This is a genomic window from Opitutus sp. sgz309028 (assembly GCF_059821195.1).
Genome location: NZ_JCAMRR010000004.1, coordinates 46,657 through 63,115, shown reverse-complemented (window position 1 = coordinate 63,115; position 16,459 = coordinate 46,657). Strand labels below are relative to the sequence as shown.

Here is a 16,459-nt window from a genome sequence, read left to right as displayed (position 1 = left end):
CATCCACTGTTTGTTTCACCATGCTCGATTTCCTTGAACGCCGGCTCGGCCGCTTCGCGATCACGCACGCCACGCTTTATCTGATCATCGGGCAGGTGTTCGTGTGCCTTTCGGCGCTGCTGGGGCTGCTCGATCTGCGGCAGTTCGTGCTCGTGCCGGCGCTGGTGGTGAACGGCGAACCGTGGCGGCTGATCACGTTCCTGTTCTTTCCGCCGCCGGTGAATTTCAACTCGATGATGAGTCTGGTTTTCCTGCCGTTCGCTTGGTGGATCTTTTACCTGATGGGCACGGCGCTGGAAAACTACTGGGGCGCGTTTCGCTACAACGTGTTTCTCCTGCTCGGCGTGGTCCTGACGATCGGGGCGGCGTTTCTCGCGCCGATGTCGCCCGTGACGAATGCGTTCATCGCCGGGTCGGTGTTTCTCGCGTTTGCGTGGCTGAATCCGGATTTCGAACTCGCGCTGTTCTTTATCCTGCCGGTGAAGATCAAGTGGCTCGCGCTGCTCACGTGGATTTGGTACGGCTACCAGCTCGCGACGGGCACGTGGTCCACGCGCTGGCAGGTGCTCGCGTCGGTCGCGAACTTCCTGATCTTCTTCGGTAGCGATATCGTGAATACGATGCGCTACCGCCGCCGCTCGATGTCGCTGCAGGCGAAACGCGCGGCCGAGGAGCGCAAGGGCCCCGAACCGCGTCACCGTTGCCACGTCTGCGGCAAGACCGACCTGACGAACCCGGAAATGGATTTCCGCTACTGCTCGAAATGTGCGGGCGACCAGTGCTACTGCCCCGAGCATATTTTCAATCACCAGCACGTCGTCGAACCGGCCGAGGAGGGTAAACGATGACGTCGGTGCGCGCGGTTCGGAGTTCCGCTCGAACGTAACGGTGAATAAGCGCTCCGATCCATTCGCGTCCGCCGGTACGCTCGCGACGCCCGGCGAGTGGCTGGCATTTGCCGAGGGGCTCTATGCGCGCGAAGGCGTGGCGCTCGGGCAGGTCGCGACCGACGCGCATGACGAGGCGCTTTATCTGATTCTGCGCACGCTCGAGCTGCCGCTCGACAGCGATGCGCGGGTGCTGACGCGGCCGTTGCGGGCGGCGGAGCGGAGCCGGTTGACGGAGACCTTTCGCCGGCGTGTGCTCGAACGCGTGCCGGCGGCGTATCTCACGCACGAAGCGTGGCTCGGCGAGCATCGGTTTTACGTCGACGAACGCGTGATCATTCCGCGCAGCTACTTCCTCGAGATCATCCCGGAGCAGCTGAAGGCGCTGCTGCCGGAGCGGGGCGCGCGGGTGAAGCGCGTGGTGGACGTCTGCACGGGCTCCGGCTGCCTCGCGATCCTGCTCGCGCATCATTTTCCGCAGGCGCAGGTCGACGCGATCGATCTCTCGGCGGACGCGCTCGCCGTGGCGGAAATCAACGTCCGCGAACACGGGCTCGGGAAACGCGTGCGATTGTTCGCGAGCGACGTGTTCGACGCGGTTCCGCCGGCGACCTACGACGTGATTCTGAGCAACCCGCCTTACGAGCCGAGTGCGCACGTCGATGCGCAGGCGCCGGAGTTCGCGGCCGAGCCCCGGATGGCGCACGACGGCGGCGGGGATGGGCTGGTCGTGATTCGCAAACTGCTCGCGCAGGCGCGGGAGCGGCTGGCGCCGGACGGGGTCGTGTTGATTGAAGTAGGTGGTTTGCAGAAGGCGATCGAACGCGAGTTCGGCGCGATGGAGCCGAGCTGGTTAACCACGGAGGACGGCTCGGATTGCGTCTGTGTTTTCCGGGCGGAAAAGCTGCGCGCCGGTCCGAAATCGAAACGCTAGGCACGTCGGCACGGTCAGATTGAGCCGGAAGGCGCGAAAAATGCACGCCGAAGGGTGAAACCCTGCCCTTGACACTCCCAAAAGCGTCGGGCACCTCTGACCCTCTTTTTCTCTAGAAGATCATGAAACCCACATTCCGCCCGCATCGCAAAAAGCGCGCCCGCAAGATTGGTTATCGCGCGCGCATGGCCACCAAAGGCGGCCGCAAAGTCATCAAGGCTCGTCGTTTGAAGGGCCGCAAGCGGCTCACCGTCGTCTGAGTAACGTGAAGTGCGGGTGACCGTGAAAGGGCGCTGTCGCTCTCACTCTCGCCTTCACTTTCGCAACCATGCGTTTTCGCCCTGAGCAGCACGTCCGCCGCCAGAGCGAGTTTCGCGCGATTCGTGAACAGGGACGCCGCGTGCACTGCGGCGCGTTTACGTTTTCGTATTGGCCGCGGGCAGCGGCGGGCGCGGTGCCGGGCGAACTTCGCCGGCTCGGGGTCGTCGCTTCCACGGCGGCCGTCGGCCACGCCGTTCGGCGCAATCGTGCGAAACGTCGTCTGCGCGAGGTTTTTCGCCGGCACCAGGAATGCGTGCCGGCCGGCTGCGATGTGCTCCTGACCGCCCGCGCGGCGGCGGTGGATGCGCCGCTGCCGGAGCTGGAGCAGAAATTCGTCGACGCCTGCCGGCGCATTCGCCTGCCGTCCGCTCCGGGCGGCGAGCGTCGCGGAGAGGCCTCGGGATCGGCAGCGTCATGAAGCGCCTGTTTTCGGTTTTGCTGCAGATTCCGGCGCGCGCCCTCCTGGCGCTCGTCTGGGTCTATCAGCGCACGCTCTCGCCGGTGCTGCCGGTGGTGCTCGGTCCGAACTGCGGCTGCCGGTTTTACCCGTCCTGCTCCCACTACGCCGCGGAGGCGATCCGGCGGCATGGCGCGCTCGCGGGCGCCGGACTGTCGATTGTCCGGCTTCTGAAATGCACGCCTCTGCACCCGGGCGGATTCGATCCGGTGCCGGCGACGCTGCGCCGGCGTCCGACCTGCCGTCGCGAATCGACGGATACGGCTCCGTCGCTGCTTGCGTCCGGCAAGGCGCGCTGACTTCCCCTTTCTTTTCCATGGATAAAAAGAACACCACGATTGGCGTGCTGCTGCTGCTGACAGCGTTCGCCAGCCTTTACCTCGGCCAACGATTTTCTCCTCCGCACACGCCGGCACCCACACCCACCGTCAACCAACCCGGCGTCGCGGAGAAGGTTGCGGGCGAGACCGCGCCGGCCGCGCCGTCGACGATGACGCCGGGCACGGCCTTTGCCGCGGTGAATCACGACGTCGCCGAGGCGCAGGTGCACACGCTGGAGAACGCGTTCGTCGCGGTGGAGTTCACGAATTTCGGCGGCGCGATCCGCAATGTCGCTCTGAAAAAGTATCCGGCCGAGCAGGACAGCCCCGCGCCCTTCGTGTTCAACGAGCTCCACGCCGACCCGATGCTGGCGTTCGTCGATTTTCCCGGTCTCGACCGCGCCACGCCGTTCCAGGTGGTGTCCTCGACGGCGACGTCGATTGTCTATCGCGCCGTCTATGACGGTCGCATCGAGGTCACGCGTCGCTATGAGATCGTCGCGAATCCCGACAAGCAGCACGACCCGTATGTCATCCGCCACGAGACGACTTTCCGCAACCTGACGGATCAGGCGGTGCCGGTGCCGCGCGTCGCGCTGAGCCTCGGCACGGCGGCGCCGACGAATGCGGCGGACGTCGGCCTGCGCCTCACGGCGGGTTACTCGACCGGCAAGGATCAGGAGTTTTTCGCGCGTTCGAAGCTTGAGCCGAGCAACGGCATCCTCGGGATCGGCGGCCATGCGGCGGTGCCGTTCGTGGCGACCGGCGGACCGCTGACCTGGACCTCGGTCAGCAATCAGTTTTTCGCGGCGATCCTCACACCCGATCAGCCCGCCGCCGGCATGCTGACGCGGCGCGTGAAGTTGCTCCCCGCGCTGCCCGACGAGAGCCACAACGCCTATGGCCTGACGAGCGCCACGCAGTTCGACGTGCCCGCGCTCGCCGGGAGCGGCGAGGCGAAGATCGGCGCCGATTTTTATGTCGGCCCGAAGGAATATCGCCGGCTCGCCAATGGCGACGTGTTCAAGGCCGATCAGGACAAGGTGATGCAGTTCGGCATGTTCAAGTTCTTCAGCCAGATCCTGCTCACGCTCATGACCTGGATTCACGGTTTCTTCCCGGGCGCGACTTGGGCGTGGGGTTGGGCGATCGTGCTCACGACGCTGGCGCTGAAGACCATCTTCGTGCCGTTCACGCTGGCGGCGTCGAAATCCGCGAAGCGAATGGCGAAGCTTCAGCCGGAGATGCAGGCGATCCGCGAGAAGTTCAAAGACAACCCGCAGAAGCTCCAGGCGGCGACGATGGAGCTGTTCAAGAAGCACAAGGTCAACCCGCTCGGCGGCTGCCTGCCGATTCTTCTCACGATGCCGTTTTTCTTCGGCTTCTTCCAGATGCTGCAGAGCACGGCGGAACTGCGTTTCCAGCCGTTCCTCTGGGCCACGGACCTTTCGTCGCCGGACACGGTGGCGCATGTGGTCGGTCTGCCGATCAATATTTTGCCGCTGCTGATGGGCGCGACGATGGTGATCCAGATGCGGCTCACGCCTTCGCCCACGGTGGACAACGCGCAGGCGAAGATGATGAAGTTCATGCCGTATATCTTCACGCTGTTCTGCTATAATTTTTCCTGCGCCCTGGCGCTCTACTCGACTGTGAACGGCATCTTCACTATCGGTCAGCAGCTCGTCATCAACCGCATGAAGGACGATCTCCCGCCGGCGTCGCCCGGCAGCGCGGCCGTCACGACTGCGGCCGCGTTTCAGCGCCCGACCAAGAACGTCACCCCGAAGAAAAAGAAGTAAGTCAGCCCGGAGCTGAGCGCCGGGAGCCCAGCACTCGACGGCATCCGGATTCTCAGCTTCAGGCTCTCAACTCTCAGCTCCACCAATGGCCGGCCATAATAAATGGTCCAAAGTCAAACGCCTGAAAGCCGTCACCGACGCGCGGAAGGGCAAGGTCTTCTCGCGTCTGTCGCGCGACATCACGCTCGCCGCCAAGGCCGGCGGCGGCGATCCCGCGGGCAATGCGCGCCTGCGCACGCTGCTGTTGAAGGCGCGCGACGCCAACATGCCCGCGGACAACGTCGACCGTGCGATCAAGAAGGGCACGGGCGAACTGCCGGGCGTCGTGTTCGAAGAAATCACTTACGAAGGCTACGGCCCCGGCGGCGTGGCGTTTGTGGTGAAGGTGACGACGGACAACAAGACGCGCGCGGCGCAGGATGTGCGCTCGGTGTTTTCGCGCTGGGGCGGCAATCTCGCAAGCAGCGGTGCCGTGGTGTTTCAGTTTTTGCACGCGGGCCAGTTTCTCATCGCGAAGGAGCAGACCACCGAGGATGCGCTGATGGAGATCGCGCTCGAAGCCGGCGCCGACGACGTGATCGTGAGCGAACAGGGTTTTGAAGTGCGCTGCGCGGTCCAAGCGTTCGACCGCGTGGCGCAGGCGCTCGAACAAAATGCGATCAAGGCGGAAAGCGCCGAGATCGCCTACATTCCGACGACCACCGTGCCGGTGACCGACGCGCAGCTGGCGCAGTCGCTCGCGAAGCTGCATGACGCACTCGAGGAGATCGACGACGTGCAGACGGTGTTCTCGAACGAGGAAGTCGACGAGAAGGTCGCCGGCTGAGGCTGCTGAACTTGTTTCGTCTTACTGTCCGCGCGGATCGCGACACGACGTCGGGTGCGTCGTGTCATCGCGCGAGCGCACGACTGATGACAAACGCGACCCTTGTGTCCGCTCCGCTCCCGGACGATCCTGTCCTTCCCGCATGACCGACGATCCGACTGACGTCATTGCCCATGATCGCCTCGCGCGCGGCGAGGTGGGCATCGTCGTGCCCCACGATTTCGTTTACCCGCATCCGTTCACGTTCAACAGCGGTCAGACCCTGCCGGGATTCACGCTGCGTTATGAAACCTACGGCGAGCTCAACGCGACCCGGGACAACGCCGTCCTGATCTGCCACGCGTTGAGCGGCGACCATCACTGCGCCGGCCTGCACACGCCCGAGGATCGGAAACCCGGCTGGTGGAACAACCTCATCGGTCCCGGCAAGGCGGTGGACACGGAACGGTTCTTCGTCATCTGCGCCAACGTCCTCGGCGGTTGTCAGGGGTCGACCGGCCCGTCGTCGACGAACCCGGAGACCAACCGGCCTTACGGGCTTTCGTTTCCATTCGTCACGATTCCGGACATGGTGCGCGCGCAAAAGCACCTGCTCGATCATCTTGGAATCAGCGAGCTGCACGCCGCGATCGGCGGATCGATGGGCGGCATGCTCGCGCTGCAATTTGCGATCGAATATCCCAACTTCGTGCGACGCGTCGCGGCGATGGCCACGACCGCCCGCGAAGGCGCGCAGGCGATCGCGTTCAACGAAGTGGGTCGTCAGGCGATCATGCAGGACCCGGAGTGGCACCGCGGCGATTACGCGAAAGGCGGCGGACCGCGCGTGGGCCTCGCGATCGCGCGCATGATGGCGCACATCACGTATGTCTCCGACGCGAGCATGGACCGGAAATTCGGCCGGCGGCGGAAGAGCGGCGCCAACGGCGGGAGCTACAACTTCGACGTGCAGTTCGAGGTGGAGAGTTATCTGCGCCACCAGGGGCAGAGCTTCATCAACCGGTTCGACGCCAACACGTATCTCTACATCACGCGCGCACTCGATCATTTCGATCTGCCCCAGGCCTACGGCTCGCTCGAGGCGGCGTTTGCGCCTGTGCAGGCGGAGACGCTCGTGGTCGGTTTCACGAGCGACTGGCTGTTTCCGCCGGAGCAGAACCGTGCGATCGCGCTCGCGCTGCTCCGCGCGGGCAAACGCGCCACCTACGCCGAGCTTTCGACCGACCTCGGCCACGATTCCTTCCTGCTCGAGTCGGAGCAGCTTTACACGCTCGTCCGCAGTTTCCTCGAGACGACGGCCAACCCCGTGTTCGATTTCTCGATCTGAGAAATCCGCCACACGCGACATCCTGCCATGACGAAGGTCATCGAGAAACGCACGGTCGACATGCAGATCATCGGGGAATGGGTCGAGCCCGGCTCGCGCGTCCTAGACCTCGGCTGCGGCCGCGGCGCGCTCCTCGATTATCTCGTGCAGACGAAGCAGGTGTGCGCGGTCGGCGTGGATCTCGACTTCGAGCGCATCACCGCCTGCGTCGCGCGGGGCCTGTCCGCGTATCAGGGTGACATGACGTCCTTCATGCGCGAGTTTCCCGACGGTCATTTCGACCGCGTCATCTGTTCGCGTACCGTGCAGGAACTCGATAATCCGACGGCGGTGATCGTGGAGGCATTGCGCGTCGGGCGTTCGGTCACGGTCGGTTTCGTCAACCACGGTTTCTGGAAGAACCGCCTCGATGCGTTGCTGCGCGGGCGCAAGATCCGCAACGAGGTTTACACCACGGAATGGTTCGAAAGCGCGCCGACGAACCCGGTGACGATCGCGGACTTCGAGCATTTCTGCGCCGTGAAGGGCATCCGCGTGGTGCGTCGCGCGCACCTCAGCGGCAACTGGCGGACGCCCTGCCGCTGGTTCCCGAATCTATTTGCCGGCTACGCGCTCTACGATCTCGCGCGTTGAGCAGGAACCACGAAACACACGAAAGGCCGGAGAAGGCCCACGGAACACACGGACGACACGGAAGAATAAGTCTGAATTCCGTGTAATCCGTGTATTCCGTGGGCTCATTTTCAGGGATTCGTTTTTCGCGTGTTTCCTGGTTTCCGGCTCCTTCCGCTGACTAGCGGCCGAACGCTTCGGCCTGCTTGGTGAGCTGTTTTTCCAGGCTGCCGCAGACGAGTTCGCAGAGTTTGAAGATCGTCGGGTCAGCAATCGAATAGAAGACCTGCAGCCCCTCCTTCCGGCGGGCGAGGACGTGCGCCTGGGTGAGCGTTTGCAGGTGACGCGAGACATTCGCCTGCGTGCCGCCCGTCTCCTCGACGAGCGCGTTGACGTTCTTCTCTCCCTGGAAAAGCGCGTGGACCAGCCGCAATCGCATCGGCTCGGCCAGCACGGAAAAACGGCGCGCGATCAACTCGATCGCCGCCTCGGAAAGGGCGGGGGATTTCGGCATGCCGCGGACAAAACAGAAGGTTGACATCGATTCAACTACATGCGTATATGCGCATATAAATTAAAACCGCAACATGAAAACCGATTCCTTCATTCGCGCGCTCGCCGGGTCCTTCGTGCTCGCGGGCACGGCCTTGGCGGCGTTCGTCAATCCGTGGTGGCTGCTGCTGCCCGCTTTCGTCGGCGCCAATCTCGTGCAGTCCGCCTTCACCGGGTTCTGTCCGCCGACGCTGCTGTTGCGCAAGCTCGGGTGGGTCGACGCCAGCGACGTGATCCACTGGGGAGGCCGGAGGCTGACGAACGCCTGAGCGCCGTGAATCATCCGATCCTCCGTTATCTCCTGCCGATCCTGGTCGGAGCCGCTTTGGGCGCCGCGCTCGGCGCCATCGGCCAATGCACGTCCGGAACGTGTCCGCTGACTTCCACCTGGTGGCGCGGAGCGCTGTATGGCAGCGGCCTCGGGCTGCTCCTCGCGGTCAGCGCGCGTGCCCACTGAAACCCAGCGAGCCCGAAACCTTTCCGCTCATGTCACGCCTGATTCTGGTTGGTTTGATTCTGTCAGTGGTCGCCGGAGTTCGCGCCGAGCCCTGGACGCTTGAGCGCGCACTCGCGACCGCGCGCGAACACAGTCCCGATGCGCGCCTCGCCCGCGCCCGCGTGGAGGGCGCGCAGGCGCTGGTGCAGCAGGCCGGCGCCGCGTGGCTGCCGCAACTCGCACTGTCGGGACGTTATACCGAAACGAACAACGCCATGGCGGCGTTCGGCTCGATCCTCAACCAGCGCGCCTTCAGCTCCGCCCTCGATTTCAATCACCCGGGCCAGATCGACAATCTGAACGCCACCGGGACCGTGGCCTACAATCTCTACAGCGGCGGCCGTGCCACCGCCGGACGCAAGGCCGCGCGCGCGGGCGTCGAGGCGGCGGAACTCGACTTGCGCTCCGCGCAGCAGCAACTCACCGCCGAGGTGATTCGCGCGTTGCTCAATCTCCGCAAGGCACGCGAAGCCCTCGCGGCGGTGGAAGGCGGCGTGAAAGCCTACACCGCGGCGGTGGAGGTCGCCCGCGCGCGGTTCGACGCCGGACAGATGCTCAAGTCCGACCTGCTCGCGCTCGAGGTGCAGCTCGCCCAGACGCGCGAGACGCTCTCGGCGGCGAGACATGGCGAGGCACTCGCCGGCCGGGCATTTCGTTTCGTGCTCGGCCTCGACGCCGCGGACGAAGCCATCGAACTCGCGGCGGACGATCCGGCGCTCAACCATCTCCAGATCCCGGATACGCGCGACATCTCGCGCCGGCCCGAACTGCTCGCTTTACAGGCCCGCCTGCGCGCCGCCGAGGCGATGGTCGACGCCGCGCGGAGCGGACGCCGTCCGACCGTCAACGCTTTCGCCTCCTATCAATACGACCGCGGCTGGGAACTCGACCGCGACGCCACGGGCTGGCTCGCGGGCGTGTCGGTCGATGTGAACCTCTTCGACGGCGGCCAGACGTCCGGGAAAATCCGCGAGAGTCGCGCCAACGTCGCCCAGCTCAAGGAAGCGCTGCGCAAGACCACGCTCGGTTTGGAACTCGAGGCCGAGCAGGCGCGACTCGCCCACGCCGATGCGCAGGAGCGGCTCGCCGTTTCCGGCCAGTCGGTGGCGCAGGCCGACGAGGCGGCGGCGCTGACCCGCGCGCGTTTCGAACAACAGGCGGTGCTGACCGCCGACGTGATCGGCGCCGAGAGCCGGCTGCTGGAGGCGCGGCTGCGGCGCACCGTGGCGGCGTTCGACGAACGCCTCGCGCTGGTCGAACTGCGCCGCGCGCTCGGACTCGATCCTTTGCCGTAAACCTTCGTCATCTGCCCATGAATGTCCGCCGCTTCCTTCCGTTGCTCGCGCTCGCGTTGATCGCGGGTTGTCACAAATCGCCGCCGGCACCGATCTCCGCGGAAAGCGGTCCGTCGCGGCCGGTGCAGGTCGTAACCGTTCGCTTGGAGTCGTCGCCGATGTTTACGGAAATCACCGGCACGCTGCGTCCGCGGCAACGCGCGGTGCTCGCCGCCAAGTGGATGGGCGCGATCGAGGAGCTGCCCGTCACGCTGGGCCAGAGCGTCAAGGCCGGCGACGTGCTGGTGCGCATCGCGGCCGGCGAGATCAACGCGCGAGTCGTGCAGGCGCGGTCGCAGCTCAATCTCGCGCGGCGCGACCTCGAGCGGGAACGCGAGCTGCTCGGAAAAGGCGCCAGCATGGCGGACATGGTGCGGGGATTGGAGGATCGGTTTGCGATGACGGAGGCGATGGTGCGCGAGGCCGAAGCGATGCTTGGCTATGCCGCGGTGCGGGCGCCGTTCGACGGCGTCGTCGCGCGAAAATGGGTCAATGCCGGCGATCTCGCTGCACCCGGACAGCCGCTGCTCGAGATCGAGGGCACGCGCGATTTCGAGGTGGAGTGTGGCTTGCCCGATTCGCTGGCGTCAGGTCTTGCCCCCGGCAGCGAACTGCGGGTGGCGGTCCCCGCGGCCGGACTCGAATTCACGGGTAAACTCACGGAACTGTCGTCGGCCGCAGATCCCGCCGCGCGCACGGTGTTGGCGAAAATCGTGGTGCCGGCGCAAACCGTCGTGCGTTCGGGCCAGTTCGCGCGGGTGAGCGTGCCGAGCGGCAGCGCGCAACGGCTGCGCGTCCCGGTATCGGCGGTGACGGCGGTCGGTCAACTGGAACGCGTGTTCGTCGCCGATGCGCAGGGCCGCGCGGCGCTTCGTCTGGTCAAAACCGGCGCGCGCGCCGCGGGCGAGGTGGAGATTCTGAGCGGACTCGACGATGGCGAGCGCGTCGTGATAGCGCCGCCCGCCGATCTGCGCGAAGGCCAGCGGCTGGAGGTGAAGTCATGAGCGGGAGAGCGGAGCTTCCCGGCGCGAAACGCTATGGTTTCGCGGGTCGGATGGCGGCGCTGTTCATCGATTCGAAGCTGACGCCGATCCTCGTGGCGGCGTCGCTGCTGCTCGGCGCGTTCTCGGTGCTGATGCTGCCCCGCGAGGAGGAGCCGCAGATCAAGGTGCCGATGATCGACGTGCTCGTCGCGATGCCCGGCGCATCGGCGGCGGAGGTGGAGAATCGCGTCACCCGGCCGATGGAAAAGCTGCTGTGGGAAATCCCCGGCGTGGAGTATCTCTATTCGACGGCGAGCCCGGGCGGGAATCTCACGATCGTGCGGTTCAAGGTCGGCACGGATCTCGAGGCGGCACTCGTGCGGCTGAATCAAAAGCTGCAGACGAATTTCGACCGGATTCCTCTCGGCGTCACGCCGCCTCTCGTCAAGCCGCGCACGATCGACGATGTTCCGATCCTCGCGCTGACGTTTCATAGCGGCAGCTACGATCACGCGATGTTGCGGCGGATCGCCGCACAGGTGGACGAAGAGGTGAAAACCGTGCCGCAGGTGGCGGAAACAACGCTGATCGGCGGCGAACGCCGGCAGATCCGTGTGCAACTCGACCCGCAGCGGCTCGCGTCGCGCAATCTCAGCGCGGCGATGCTCGTGCCGATGTTGCAGCAGGCGAACGCGCAGGTGCTGGCCGGCGCGCAAGCCGCGGCCAACGCGGAAACGTTGCTGCAGACCGGCGAGTTTTTCCGGAATGCCGACGACGTCGCCGCGATCGTGGTCGGCGTGCATGAGCAACGTCCGGTGTATTTGCGCGACGTCGCGACCATCGTCGACGGGCCGGAGGAGCCGGCGAACTACGTGCTGCACGGCTCCGGGGCGGCGCCGGGCGAACAGCCCGCGGTCACGCTGAGCCTGGCGAAGCGGCCTGGCGCCAACGCGGTCGACGTGGTGGCGGCGGTGCTGGTGAAAGTCGATTCGCTGAAAGGCCGCGTGATCCCGGCCGCGGTCGAGGTGGCGGTGACGCGCGATTACGGCGCGACCGCGGCCGAAAAGTCCAACGAGCTCCTGCTCCACATGGGCCTGGCGGTGTTCGGCGTGGCGGTGCTGATCCTGTTGTTTCTCGGCTGGCGCGAATCGCTCGTCGTGCTGCTTGCGATCCCGGTGACGCTCGGTCTGACGCTGCTCGTGTTTTACCTTTATGGATACACGTTGAACCGGATCACGCTGTTCGCGCTGATCTTCTCGATCGGCATCCTGGTGGACGACGCGATCGTGGTGGTGGAGAACATCGTGCGGCACATGGGACTGCCGAGCTGCCGCCGGAAGCGGTTGTTGCAGATCGCCGTCGAGGCGGTCGACGAAGTCGGCAATCCGACGATCCTGGCCACGTGGGCGGTGATCGCGGCAGTGCTGCCGATGGCGTTCGTGAGCGGATTGATGGGCCCGTATATGCGGCCGATCCCGATCGGCTCGAGCGCGGCGATGCTGTTTTCGCTGCTGGTGGCATTCGCCGTCACCCCGTGGGCGGCGGTGAAAATGTTGCGTGGTCACGCCCGACCGGCTGGTGAAGCGGCCGCGTTCGTGGATGCGCCGTTGAGTGAAAAAGAGGAAGCCGCGGAGGACGAGGCGGTGCCGGACACATGGTTCGCGCGCGTTTACCAGCGGGTGATGCGGCCGCTCCTCGATCATCGCGGCTGGCGCTGGGCGTTCGTCGCCGGAGTCGCGGCGCTCACGGTCGGCGCGATGGGCCTGGTGGGCCTCGGCGCGGTGAAGGTGAAGATGCTGCCGTTCGACAACAAATCCGAGTTTCAGGTGATCATCGACATGCCGGAAGGCAGCACGCTCGAGCAGACGGCGCGCGTGGCGCGCGAGATGGCGGCGGCGATTCGGGTCGAGCCCGAGGTGCGCGATTACCAGGTCTACGCGGGCGTGGCGTCGCCGTTTAACTTCAACGGCCTGGTGCGGCATTATTTCATGCGCCGCGGCAGCAACGTCGCCGACCTGCAGGTGAACCTGCTGCCGAAGCACGGGCGCGCGGCGCAGAGTCACGACATTGCGAAACGCATCCGGCCGCGCGTTGCGGCGATCGCGGCCAACTACGGAGCGTCGGTGGCCGTGGCGGAGGTTCCGCCGGGACCGCCGGTATTGCAGACGCTCGTCGCCGAGATCTACGGCCCGACCGAGGAAGCGCGGTTGCGTCTGGCGGAGAAGGTGCGGGAGATTTTCCGGACGGCGGAGGGCGTCGTCGATGTCGACTGGTATGTTGAGGAGCGGCAGCCGAAGGCCGTGCTGCGCGTCGACAAGGAGAAGGCGGCGCTGCACGGCATCACCGAGGCCGCGATCGCGCGCACGGTGCAGATGGGAGCGCAAGGATTGCCGGTGACGTTGTTGCACGCACCGGCCGAGCGCGAGGATGTGAACGTGGTGCTCGAGCTACCGCGGGCGATGCGGGCGCGGGTCGACGATCTGCTGGCATTGCCGATCGGCTCCGAAATGAACCCGCAGGCGCCGCTGGTGCCGTTGCGCGAACTGGTCACGGTCGAAATGACGACCGGCGATCGAAACATTTATCACAAGAATCTCCAGAACGTGACCTACGTGACGGCCGATGTCGCGGGCGCGGTGGAAAGTCCGGTTTACGCGATCCTCGCGATGAACCGCGAGCTGGCGAAACTCGACGCGGTGGCGCTGGCAGGAGTCGCAGGCGGCGAATCACGGCCGGTGCGGATCTATAATGCGACGATGCCGGACGACACGCGCGAACTGGCGCTGAAATGGGACGGCGAGTGGCAGGTGACGATCGAAGTTTTTCGCGACCTCGGCCTGGCGTTCGCCGCCGTGCTCATCCTGATCTATATGCTCATGGTCGGATGGTTTAAGAACTATGCGACGCCGCTGATCGTGATGACGGTGATTCCGTTTTCGCTCGTCGGCATCATGCCGGCGCACGCGGCGTTGGGCGCGTTTTTCACTGCGACGTCGATGATCGGTTTCATGGCGGGCGCGGGCATCGTGGTGCGCAATTCGATCATCCTCGTCGATTTCATCGAGCTGCGGCTGAGCCACGGGCGATCGTTGCGCGACGCGTGCATCGAGTCGGGCGCGGTGCGGTTTCGTCCGATGATGCTGACCGCGCTTGCCGTCGTGGTGGGCGGACTCGTGATCCTGGCGGATCCGATTTTCCAGGGCCTGGCGATTTCGCTGCTGTTCGGTGCGATCGCGTCGCTCGTCATCAGCCCGATCGCGGTGCCACTGATCTACTACATGACGCACGCCCGGCGCGAAGCCGGGACGGCGCCGTCTCCCTCCTCCTCATGAGTATCCTGAAAAAACTTACATCTTTCCTGCAACCGGCGCCGCGCGCCACGCCTGCGGAGCACGGTTCGCGGGTGCGATCCGGCGAAGTGCTGCTGGTGGACGTTCGCGAGCCCGACGAGTGGGCGGGCGGCGTGGCGGAGCGGGCGGTGTTGCTGCCGCTCAGCGAACTGCGGGCGGGCGGCGGACGCTGGCAGGAGTTTCTCGCGGGTGCGGGAACGCGCGAAGTGCTGCTCTATTGCGCGTCGGGAATGCGCTCCGGGCTCGCCGCCCGGCAGTTGCGGGCGGCGGGCGTGCGGGCGATCAACGCCGGCGGGCTCGGCGATTGGGCGGCGGCGGGCTGGCCCGTCGAGGTGAGACCGGACGTAACGCAGCGCTGAAAAACGGAAGATTGAAAGCGGCTGGCGACGGCTTTCGACGCTCGCTTCCTTCCGGTTTTGGGACATGTTGCTGTGCCATGGCCGCTGGAATGGAAAACTCGGAATCGCGCCGGGAAAATGTGCTGGTGCCGTGCGGTGGCAGCTGTCGTTTCGCGGAACCCTTGCGCGGCGACTACGTCGGCTGGGTTTGGTGCCATCATCCGTTTGCGTCCGTGCGGGTGCGGGCCGAGACGCACGAGTGCCGCTGGTTTTCGCCAGGCCTGGCGGGATTGCGTGAGGCGCGGGTATCCGCGGACGCATCAGGCGAATTGCTTTCGTCCAGACTGCCCGCATGACCTCCGATTTTTGGAACGCCCGCTATTCCGGTGCGGAATATTTCTATGGGACGGAGCCGAACACGTTCGTCGCAGACTCCGCGGCGCTGATTCCGGCTGGACCGGTGCTTTGCCTCGCGGAAGGCGAGGGCCGCAATGCGGTGTTTCTGGCGAGTCGCGGTCACGCGGTCACGGCCATGGATCAGTCGCCCGTCGGTTTGGCGAAAGCGCGCGGTCTGGCGGCGGCGACGGGCGTCGCGTTGCACACCGAGACGGGCGATCTGGCGGATTATGCGATCGCACCCGCGGCCTGGAGCGGAATCGTGGCGACGTTCGTGCACCTGCCGAAGCCCCTGCGCGCCGACGTGCACCGCCGGGTGGTGGCGGGCTTGCGCCCCGGGGGCGTTTTCATTCTCGAAGCCTACACGCCTGCGCAGGTGAAGTATCGCACCGGCGGACCGGTCGATCAGCCGGAGTTGTTGATGCAGCTTGCCGATCTGAAAACCGAGTTGGCCGATCTGGAGCTGCTGGTGGCGCGCGAGCTCGAAAGGGAAGTCAACGAGGGCAACCACCATCGTGGGCTGGCCGCGGTGGTGCAGGTGCTCGGACGAAAACGGTAGGGTTGCGGTGCGGTGGCGAGCGAGCCGCGCCCAGCGTGGGCGTTCGACTTTGGCGGGCGCGCGTTTATTTTCGGGGATGAGCCACGAATTCGTCATTCTTCGCACTTCCCTCCAGCCGCTCGAGACCATCTGTCAGCGGCTGCCCGAGGTTGCGCAGCGCCATCGTTTCGGCGTTCTCGGCACGCACGACTTGCGGCAAAAAATGGAAAGCAAAGGCGTGCCGTTTCCGCGCGAGTGTCGCGTCTTCGAGGTCTGCAATCCGCAGCAGGCGCAGGCGGTGCTCACACAGGCGATGGAAGTTTCGACCGCGCTCCCGTGCCGCATCTCGGTCTATGAGGAAAACGGCCGGACGGTGCTCGCCACGTTGAAGCCGACCCGCCTGCTCACGCTGTTCGGCGCGCCCGGCGCGGCGGACGTGGCGCAGGCGGTCGAGAAGACCCTCGTGCGAATCATGGACGAAACGGTGGCGGACTAGGCGCACGCATGCGACGCCGATCGACGGTTGCCAGCGGGGAAAAGCCGGTCACGTTGCGCGCCATGAAAGCGATGCTGGCATTTTTCGCGCTGCTTCTGGTCTCGGCGACGATGGGGTGGGCGGCGGACGTGGCGAAGATTTCCTCGGTCGAAGCGGCCCGTCGCGTGGCGTCGGGGCAGGCGATTCTGATCGACGTGCGTGAGCCGGACGAGTGGACGGAGAGCGGCGTGGCCGAGCCGGCGATGCTGCTCCCGATGAGCGATTTCAACGGCGAGCAGAAACTGTGGAAACCGTTTCTGGCGCAGAACGCCGGCAAGGAACTCGTCCTTTACTGCCGCTCCGGAAATCGGTCCGGCAAGGTCGCCGCGAAGCTCGCGGCTCAGGGAAAGCGGGTGGCGAACGCGGGGGCGTTTCGCGATTGGGAAGAGGCCGGTTTGCCGGTGCGGAAGGTGGAGAAGTAGCTTTTCGCGCCGCGCTCGCTCGTGCAGCT

19 protein-coding genes are annotated in these 16,459 nt (G+C 65.5%); 18 read left to right on the top strand and 1 reads right to left on the bottom strand.

From position 1 onward, the window contains the following. The first annotated feature begins 20 nt into the window (after positions 1 to 20). From AC6RV7_RS15750 to AC6RV7_RS15710, 9 genes are all read left to right on the top strand, one after another. Positions 21 to 848: a hypothetical protein gene (locus AC6RV7_RS15750; protein ID WP_500094983.1), complete on the top strand. Its 828-nt coding sequence runs from the start codon at positions 21 to 23 to the stop codon at positions 846 to 848. Between the two features lie 40 nt (positions 849 to 888). Further along, positions 889 to 1,821, top strand: coding sequence for a 50S ribosomal protein L3 N(5)-glutamine methyltransferase (gene prmB, locus AC6RV7_RS15745; RefSeq protein ID WP_500094982.1), 933 nt, complete (start codon positions 889 to 891; stop codon positions 1,819 to 1,821). A 122-nt stretch (positions 1,822 to 1,943) separates the two neighbouring features. Continuing rightward, entirely contained in the window at positions 1,944 to 2,081 is a 138-nt protein-coding gene (gene rpmH, locus AC6RV7_RS15740) for a 50S ribosomal protein L34 (RefSeq protein WP_414663533.1), read from the top strand. Between the two features lie 68 nt (positions 2,082 to 2,149). Continuing rightward, positions 2,150 to 2,560, top strand: a complete 411-nt coding sequence (gene rnpA / locus AC6RV7_RS15735; RefSeq protein WP_500094981.1) for a ribonuclease P protein component — start codon at positions 2,150 to 2,152, stop codon at positions 2,558 to 2,560. Next, positions 2,557 to 2,898 (top strand): membrane protein insertion efficiency factor YidD, encoded by a 342-nt coding sequence (yidD, locus tag AC6RV7_RS15730; RefSeq protein ID WP_500094980.1) that lies wholly within the window; start codon positions 2,557 to 2,559, stop codon positions 2,896 to 2,898. The genes rnpA and yidD overlap by 4 nt, the downstream gene beginning before the upstream one ends. Positions 2,899 to 2,915: 17 nt before the next feature. Next, a complete protein-coding gene (gene yidC, locus AC6RV7_RS15725; protein ID WP_500094979.1) occupies positions 2,916 to 4,721 on the top strand; it encodes a membrane protein insertase YidC in 1,806 nt (601 codons plus the stop codon). Between the two features lie 85 nt (positions 4,722 to 4,806). After that, positions 4,807 to 5,547, top strand: a complete 741-nt coding sequence (locus tag AC6RV7_RS15720; RefSeq protein WP_500094978.1) for a YebC/PmpR family DNA-binding transcriptional regulator — start codon at positions 4,807 to 4,809, stop codon at positions 5,545 to 5,547. A 142-nt stretch (positions 5,548 to 5,689) separates the two neighbouring features. Then, a complete protein-coding gene (gene metX, locus AC6RV7_RS15715; RefSeq protein ID WP_500094977.1) occupies positions 5,690 to 6,874 on the top strand; it encodes a homoserine O-acetyltransferase MetX in 1,185 nt (394 codons plus the stop codon). 27 nt (positions 6,875 to 6,901) lie between these two features. Then, complete coding sequence (locus tag AC6RV7_RS15710; RefSeq protein ID WP_500094976.1) at positions 6,902 to 7,507, top strand: methionine biosynthesis protein MetW; 606 nt, start codon at positions 6,902 to 6,904, stop codon at positions 7,505 to 7,507. 160 nt (positions 7,508 to 7,667) lie between these two features. On the opposite strand, the gene AC6RV7_RS15705 is transcribed toward AC6RV7_RS15710, so the two are convergent. Beyond that, positions 7,668 to 8,000, bottom strand: coding sequence for an ArsR/SmtB family transcription factor (locus AC6RV7_RS15705; protein ID WP_500094975.1), 333 nt, complete (start codon positions 7,998 to 8,000; stop codon positions 7,668 to 7,670). Positions 8,001 to 8,073: 73 nt separating this feature from the next. Between AC6RV7_RS15705 and AC6RV7_RS15700 the strand changes: the two genes are divergently transcribed. The 9 genes from AC6RV7_RS15700 to AC6RV7_RS15660 all read left to right on the top strand — a co-directional run bounded on the left by AC6RV7_RS15700 (position 8,074) and on the right by AC6RV7_RS15660 (position 16,430). Further along, positions 8,074 to 8,307, top strand: coding sequence for a YgaP family membrane protein (locus tag AC6RV7_RS15700; RefSeq protein ID WP_500094974.1), 234 nt, complete (start codon positions 8,074 to 8,076; stop codon positions 8,305 to 8,307). Between the two features lie 5 nt (positions 8,308 to 8,312). Next, positions 8,313 to 8,495 (top strand): DUF6132 family protein, encoded by a 183-nt coding sequence (locus tag AC6RV7_RS15695; RefSeq protein WP_500094973.1) that lies wholly within the window; start codon positions 8,313 to 8,315, stop codon positions 8,493 to 8,495. Between the two features lie 29 nt (positions 8,496 to 8,524). Further along, the gene (locus AC6RV7_RS15690) at positions 8,525 to 9,829 is read left to right on the top strand and encodes a TolC family protein (RefSeq protein WP_500094972.1); all 1,305 of its coding nucleotides are present in this window, start codon (positions 8,525 to 8,527) and stop codon (positions 9,827 to 9,829) included. A 17-nt stretch (positions 9,830 to 9,846) separates the two neighbouring features. Continuing rightward, entirely contained in the window at positions 9,847 to 10,872 is a 1,026-nt protein-coding gene (locus AC6RV7_RS15685; protein WP_500094971.1) for an efflux RND transporter periplasmic adaptor subunit, read from the top strand. Beyond that, on the top strand, positions 10,869 to 14,183 hold the full coding sequence (locus AC6RV7_RS15680; RefSeq protein WP_500094970.1) for an efflux RND transporter permease subunit: 3,315 nt from the start codon (positions 10,869 to 10,871) through the stop codon (positions 14,181 to 14,183). Before AC6RV7_RS15685 ends, AC6RV7_RS15680 begins: the two co-directional genes overlap by 4 nt. Beyond that, positions 14,180 to 14,560 (top strand): rhodanese-like domain-containing protein, encoded by a 381-nt coding sequence (locus tag AC6RV7_RS15675; RefSeq protein WP_500094969.1) that lies wholly within the window; start codon positions 14,180 to 14,182, stop codon positions 14,558 to 14,560. The genes AC6RV7_RS15680 and AC6RV7_RS15675 overlap by 4 nt, the downstream gene beginning before the upstream one ends. Before the next feature lie 331 nt (positions 14,561 to 14,891). After that, complete coding sequence (locus AC6RV7_RS15670; protein WP_500094968.1) at positions 14,892 to 15,494, top strand: class I SAM-dependent methyltransferase; 603 nt, start codon at positions 14,892 to 14,894, stop codon at positions 15,492 to 15,494. Positions 15,495 to 15,570: 76 nt separating this feature from the next. After that, positions 15,571 to 15,969 carry a DUF302 domain-containing protein gene (locus AC6RV7_RS15665; protein WP_500094967.1) on the top strand — a complete coding sequence of 133 codons (399 nt, stop codon included), beginning with the start codon at positions 15,571 to 15,573 and terminating at the stop codon, positions 15,967 to 15,969. Positions 15,970 to 16,031: 62 nt separating this feature from the next. Beyond that, on the top strand, positions 16,032 to 16,430 hold the full coding sequence (locus AC6RV7_RS15660) for a rhodanese-like domain-containing protein (RefSeq protein WP_500094966.1): 399 nt from the start codon (positions 16,032 to 16,034) through the stop codon (positions 16,428 to 16,430). Positions 16,431 to 16,459: the final 29 nt, after the last annotated feature.